Origin of the sequence: Leucobacter salsicius M1-8, assembly GCF_000350525.1 — a bacterium.
Taxonomy (GTDB): Bacteria; Actinomycetota; Actinomycetes; order Actinomycetales; family Microbacteriaceae; genus Leucobacter; species Leucobacter salsicius.
In genome coordinates this window covers 110,285-116,755 of record NZ_AOCN01000028.1, presented here as the reverse complement: position 1 = coordinate 116,755, position 6,471 = coordinate 110,285, and the positions used below count along the sequence as shown (strand labels likewise).

The following is a 6,471-nucleotide window of genomic DNA, read 5'->3' as shown; positions in this document are numbered from 1 at the left end:
TTTTAGTGGGGGTTGGTTCACGATTATGTGAACTAGCCCCCTTTTTATGCCCAAAAACAAGCAACACAGTGGCTGCCCCGCAGCGCTCCACGTCACGCGTTTTTCGCGACTCTTGCCTGCCCCGGCAAGCCCCAAGCAAGCCTCTCCGTGCGCCCGATAGGATGAACGAAGACCATACGACGAACCAAGAGAAAGCAGGCAGCCTATGGGTGCAATGACCAGCATGCTGCTCGTCCTCGCACTCTGCGCTCTCTGTATTCACCCCGTCGTAGCAAAGCTCGGGCCTAAAGCATTTCTGCTTCTCGCGGGCCTCATGGCTGGCATGTTTGCCTGGGTCCTGGGACTCAGCCTGCCCGTCTTTCAGGGCGGCACGCTCGTCGAGACGCACGAGTGGGTGCCACAGCTCTCCATGACGATCGGATTGCGGCTCGATGCGGTCAGCGCGGTGTTCGCGCTGCTGGTCACGGGGGCCGGCGCCCTCGTGCTGTTCTACTGTGCGTACTACTTTGAAGTGGGGGAGGCTGGCCTCGCCCGCTTCTCGGCTGTGTTCATGGGCTTCACCGCCTCCATGCTTGGCCTGGTGCTCGCCGACAACGTGTACCTGCTCTTTATCTTCTGGGAAGCCACTACGGTCTTCTCGTTCCTGCTGATTGGCCACGTCACGAGGCTGAGAACCGCCAACGCCGCAGCTCTCCAGGCCCTCATCGTCACTACCTTCGGTGGCCTCTCAATGCTCGTCGGCCTCGTCCTGCTCGTCAACGCGACCGGCACGAGCTCGCTCGCGGGAATCATCGATGCGGCCCCCACCGGCACCGTCTCGACCGTCGCCGTCTACCTCGTGCTGCTCGGCGCACTCTCGAAGTCCGCCATCTTCCCCTTCCACTTCTGGCTCCCCGGCGCCATGTCGGCCCCCACCCCGGTCAGCGCCTACCTGCACGCCGCCGCAATGGTGAAAGCCGGCGTCTACCTGATCGCTCGACTCGCCCCCGGGTTCGCCGACGTCCCGGGCTTTCGGGTCACGCTCGTCACACTCGGCGCGATCACTATGCTCGGGGGAGGGATCCGGGCGCTGCGCCAGTTCGACATCAAGCTCCTGGTCGCGCACGGCACTGTGAGCCAGCTGGGTCTGCTCGTCATGGTGATTGGCATCGGCACACCTGCCACCACATTCGCCGGTATCGCGCTGCTACTCGCACACGCGGCAGCCAAGGCCCCACTCTTTCTCACGGTCGGAGTCATCGACCACGCCACGGGCACCCGCGATCTGCGCGAGCTCAGCGGGCTCGCGCGGTCGCTGCCCACCCTGGCCGTGATCTCGGCCTTCGCCGTGGCATCCATGGCCGGGCTGCCCCCATTCGTCGGATTTATCGCAAAAGAATCGGCGTTCACTGAGATGCTTGACGGCGATCCGATCGCGCTCACGGCGTTCTGGGTCGCGCTCGCTGGCAGCATCCTCACCGTGGCATACATGGGCCGCTTCTACTGGGGGGCCTTCTTTACGAAGCGCGGGGCCACAGCCTCGCCCATCCTGCACGCACAACCCCGTGGTATTTATGTCGCTCCGGCAATATTCGCGGCACTCGCGCTCGCGCTGGGCGTCTGCGCACCCTGGCTGGACGCGCTACTCACCGCCGGCTGGCCCAGCGATGCCGAGTCCCTGGCGCTGTGGCACGGCTGGACGCCGGCCCTTGCTGCCTCGGCAGTTGCCATTGCGGGCGGGTTGCTGCTTTTCGTCCTCCTCGCACGGCGCTCACGTCCGCTGCCGGCTCCTCCCGAGCGCTTCACCGCAGCCCACGTCTACTGGGCCATCACCCAGTGGGTCGACACGATCGCCGTGCGCACCACGTCCATCACGCAGCGCGGCTCCCTGCCCTTCTACCTCTCGGTCATTCTGATCGTTGCGGCCGGTACCATCGGGGGTGTTGTGCTGTGGGCCGACATCTGGCCCGGTGAGTACGCACTGATCACGTCGCCCGCGCAGTTGCCGATTGCGATTCTGATGATCGTGGCCGCGTGCTTCGCGCTGCGCGCCCGCACACGGTTCCAGGCCGTCGTGCTTGTGGGCGTCACCGGTTACGGGATGGCAGCGCTCTTCGCCACCCACGGCGCCCCCGATCTCGCGCTCACACAGGCCCTTGTCGAAACGGTCACTCTGATCGCGTTCGTGCTCGTGATTCGGCGCCTGCCACAGCGACTCAACATTACGGTGAAGCGGCCCGCGCGCTGGGCCCGTGCCGCGATTGGAATTGGCACCGGGCTCGCGCTGGGAGGCGCAGCGGTGATCTCACTCGGCGCGCGCGTTGCCGACCCCATCTCCCTCGAACTCCCAGAGCTCGCGTATCTCGGCGGGCACGGCAGCAATGTCGTCAACGTGATGCTCGTCGACATTCGCGGTTGGGACACGATGGGCGAGCTCTCGGTGATTCTCGCCGCGGCGACCGGCGTCGCCTCGCTCGTGTTCCTCAGCACCCGGGCCGACCTGCGCCCCAAGATCTCGCGCAGGGACGCGCGCACCGTGGTGCGCGACAACCTGCGTCGCGTTGCCGACCCCAACGATCCTGCGAAGCGCACCTCATGGCTGCTCGCGGGCCGCACCCTGGATCCCGCGAACCGGTCGATCCTGCTCGAGGTCGTCGTGCGCCTGATCTTCCACGGCCTGATCATCCTGTCGGTGTTCCTGCTCCTGTCCGGTCACAACTCCCCGGGCGGCGGGTTCGCGGGCGGGCTTGTGGCGGGCCTCGCGCTCGTCGCGCGCTACCTCGCGGGCGGCCGGTACGAACTCAGCGCCACGGTTCCCCTCGACGCGGGCCGGATCCTCGGCACGGGCCTCGCGCTCGCACTGAGCATGGCGCTGCTGCCCATGTTCTTCGGGCAAGCGGCCCTCGCCTCGTCATGGATTGACATCGACTTGGGCTGGTTCGGCTCGATCCCGCTCGTGACCTCCACGCTCTTTGACGTGGGCGTCTATCTGGTCGTATTCGGGCTCGTGCTCGACGTGCTGCGCAGCCTCGGCTCCGAAATCGACGTGCACGAAGAAATTGATAACGCTGCGGCGCAACAGGAGGAGGCGAAGACATCGTGACCACGCCACTGATACTGGTACTTGTAATGGTGACTCTGATCTCCTGCGGCATTTACCTCATGCTCGACCGCACCCTGACCCGCATTCTGCTGGGCTTTCTGCTCGTGGGTAACGGCGTGAATCTGCTTATCTTTCTGATGTCCGGATCATTTGGCCGCGCCCCCATTGTCGGTGGGGGTGATGGCGACATGAGCGATCCCTTGCCGCAGGCGTTTATCCTCACCGCAATCGTGATCACGTTCGGGGTCAGCGCCTTCCTGCTGGCGCTGATCTACCGCTCCTGGCGGCTCGCGCAAGACCGCAGCGATGTCGTGCGCGATGACGAGTCCGATCTCGATCTGGGCTCGACCGAAGCGCTTGCGACCGACGAGGTCACCGATGAGGACGTGGCCGAGACGCCTGAGACCTCAGACGACAACGACATTTCTGACGACTCCGACACATCCGGCTATGAAGCCGGGCCGTCAGCAGGGAAGGCACGCTCATGACCGCGCTCGTCCCTATGATTGTCCTTGTGCCGCTCGTGGCTGCGGCGATCACGCTCGCCCTGCCCGGGCGCCGGCGTCTGCAGCAGGGCATCACGCTCACCGCGCTGATCGCCGCCGTTGCCATCTCGGGCACCCTGATGTGGGTCGTGGACACACAGGGCACGCTCGTGATGGAGGTCGGTGGCTGGGCCGCCCCGTTCGGTATCGCGCTCGTAGTCGACCGTGTTTCGGCGCTGATGCTCACCGTCTCGGCGATTGTGCTGCTGGGGGTGTTCCTCTTCTCCATCGGGCAGGGTCTCGCAGACGGTGACGATGAGACGCCCGTCTCCATTTACTACCCGACCTACCTGGTGCTGGGCGCTGGTGTGTTTAACGCGTTCGTCGCGGGCGACCTGTTCAACCTCTACGTGGGATTCGAGATCTTGCTCGTAGCGAGCTACGTGCTCATCACGCTAGGGGGAACAGCGCAGCGCATTCGCGCGGGCGTTACGTACGTCGTCGTCTCGCTCGTGTCTTCGCTCCTGTTCCTCGCCACGATCGGCCTGATCTACGGTGCCACGGGCACGGTCAACATGGCGCAGCTCACGGTGCGGATCGCCGAGCTGCCGAGCGAGTTGCAGCTGCTACTCAACCTGGCGCTGTTGATCGCCTTCGGCATCAAGGCCGCGGTCTTCCCGCTGTCCTTCTGGCTGCCCGATTCTTACCCCACGGCCCCCGCCCCCGTCACCGCGGTATTTGCCGGTCTGCTGACCAAGGTGGGCGTGTACGCCATCATTCGAAGTCAGACCCAGCTGTTTCCGCAGTCCAGCGTCGACCCTGTGCTCATGGTGGTCGCCGGGCTCACGCTCATCGTCGGGATCCTGGGAGCGGTGTCACAACTCGACGTGAAGCGGCTGTTGTCATTCACGCTCATTAGCCACATCGGTTACATGATCTTCGGCATCAGCATGGCGAATGCGGCCGGATTCGCCGCCACGATCTACTACATCGCGCACCACATCATCGTCCAGACGACCCTGTTCCTCGCGGTGGGGTTGATCGAGCGCGAGGGCGGCACAACGTCTCTTGCCGAGCTCGGCGGTCTCATGCGACGCTCACCGATCATCGCGGTGCTGTTCTTCATTCCCATGCTGAACCTGGGGGGCATCCCGCCCTTCTCGGGATTCATCGGCAAGGTGGGCCTCTTCACCTCCGCCGCCGACCTGGCAAGCCCTGGCGCCTACTGGCTGATGGGGGTCGGGGCGCTCGTCTCGCTACTCACGCTGTATGCGCTGGCCCGTGCCTGGGTGCTGGCCTTCTGGCGGCCTCGGCGCACGCTGGCCGCCAAGACGGTCACCCCCAACACCGAGGCCATGGTGCTGCGCGCCCGCGAGGACGCGATGATCGAGAAGCTGCAGGATGCCCCCGATGCCGGCCCACTGCAGGATCGCAAGGACATTCCGAAGCTTATGCTGACGGCCACGACCGGCATGGTCGCCGTCAGCATCGCGCTCACCGTGTTCGCGGGCCCGCTGTATGCCTACGCGACCCGCGCGGGTGAGACAATGGCAGAGCCCAGCAAGCTGGTCGGCCTGGTGCTCGGGGATACCCCCGGTCAAGGTGGCGGGGGGAGCGGCCAGACGGAACCCGCAGGAGGTGCAGATGAGTGAGCTTCGACGTCTCGAGCGCGCGGTGCGCGTCCACGAGTGGCCGCTCATGATCGGACTCGTCGCGCTGTGGGCCTTGATGTGGGGTGAACTGTCACCCCTGTCGATCGTGAGCGGCGTGATCGTCGCGATCGTCGTGATGCGTGTCTTCTACCTGCCGCCCGTCGAACTTGCGGGTCGGATCCATGTCTTGCACGGCCTGCATTACCTGGTGTACTTTCTGTGGCACGTCGCCAAAGCTTCGTGGCAGGTCGCCTGGCTCGCTGTGCGCCCGGGCCCCACTCCACCGGTGGCGATCATTGGGGTGCGACTACACACCAAATCTGACTTCATCCTCACGACGGTGGGTCTGACGATTTCGCTGATTCCCGGATCGTTCGTCGCCGATGTTGACCGCTACGAGTCCGTGTTGTACCTGCACGTGCTGAACACCCCGAGCCAGCGCGAGATTACCGCCATGCGGCGCGAGGTGCTGCGCATCGAGCGGCTGCTCGTGCGCACCTTTGGCACCCTTCGGCCGGCGAACGAAACCGAACACGAGGGGAGCCAGGGATGAGCCTCACACTGCTGGTGCTCGCGATCACAGCGGGAGTCGGGCTCTCTATCACCGCGATGTTGACGGTCGTGCGCATCATCGCGGGGCCCACGCTCCTCGATCGCATGATCGCCTCTGACGTCTTGCTGACCACGCTAATGCTGGCTCTCGGCCTCGACATGGTCGTACGCGGGCACACCGACTCCATTCCCCTCATGACCGCCATCGCGGCCACGGCCACGTTCGCCACGATCGTGGTTGCACGATACGTGCGCAGGCAACGCGTCACGCCGGTCGCCCAGCCCGAGACGGGGAACAATGTTTGAGGCCGAGGTCGCCGAGGCGCTGCGTGACGGCAGCGTGCTCGCGAACATCATGGATGTGACCGCGCTCGTGTGCGTCGTGCTCGCTGCGGTGCTGTCTGTCGCTGCCGGGATTGGGCTCATGCGGTTTCCCGACGCGCTGACCCGGCTGCACGCCGCCACCAAGCCTCAAATCTTCGGTCTGTTGCTGACGATTACCGCCGTGGCGCTTGACCAGCGGTCATTTGCGACTCTCGCGGCGCTCGTGCCGGTATTTGTGTTCCAATCGCTCACCGCGCCCGTGGCGGCCCACATGGTGGGTCGCGCGGCGTACCGCGCCGGACAGGTCGACGACGCCACGATGGTGCTCGATGAGCTCGGCCCCGCGATCGACCGCAGCGATACGCTCTACCGCTAG

The 6,471-nt window shown here is 65.2% G+C and carries 6 protein-coding genes; all 6 read left to right on the top strand.

Annotated elements, in window-relative coordinates; all coding sequences use genetic code 11:
• Nucleotides 1–205 precede the first annotated feature (205 nt).
• The 6 genes from C795_RS0114625 to mnhG are packed head-to-tail and all read left to right on the top strand — an operon-like array spanning nt 206 to nt 6,471.
• Entirely contained in the window at nt 206–3,082 is a 2,877-nt protein-coding gene (locus C795_RS0114625) for a Na+/H+ antiporter subunit A (RefSeq protein ID WP_017794498.1), read from the top strand.
• Nucleotides 3,079–3,570, top strand: a complete 492-nt coding sequence (locus tag C795_RS0114620; protein ID WP_033349868.1) for a Na(+)/H(+) antiporter subunit C — start codon at nt 3,079–3,081, stop codon at nt 3,568–3,570. The genes C795_RS0114625 and C795_RS0114620 overlap by 4 nt, the downstream gene beginning before the upstream one ends.
• Nucleotides 3,567–5,219 carry a Na+/H+ antiporter subunit D gene (locus tag C795_RS0114615; RefSeq protein ID WP_017794496.1) on the top strand — a complete coding sequence of 551 codons (1,653 nt, stop codon included), beginning with the start codon at nt 3,567–3,569 and terminating at the stop codon, nt 5,217–5,219. Before C795_RS0114620 ends, C795_RS0114615 begins: the two co-directional genes overlap by 4 nt.
• Nucleotides 5,212–5,772, top strand: coding sequence for a Na+/H+ antiporter subunit E (locus C795_RS0114610; protein ID WP_017794495.1), 561 nt, complete (start codon nt 5,212–5,214; stop codon nt 5,770–5,772). Before C795_RS0114615 ends, C795_RS0114610 begins: the two co-directional genes overlap by 8 nt.
• On the top strand, nt 5,769–6,077 hold the full coding sequence (locus C795_RS0114605; protein ID WP_017794494.1) for a monovalent cation/H+ antiporter complex subunit F: 309 nt from the start codon (nt 5,769–5,771) through the stop codon (nt 6,075–6,077). The genes C795_RS0114610 and C795_RS0114605 overlap by 4 nt, the downstream gene beginning before the upstream one ends.
• Entirely contained in the window at nt 6,070–6,471 is a 402-nt protein-coding gene (mnhG, locus tag C795_RS0114600) for a monovalent cation/H(+) antiporter subunit G (protein ID WP_017794493.1), read from the top strand. Before C795_RS0114605 ends, mnhG begins: the two co-directional genes overlap by 8 nt.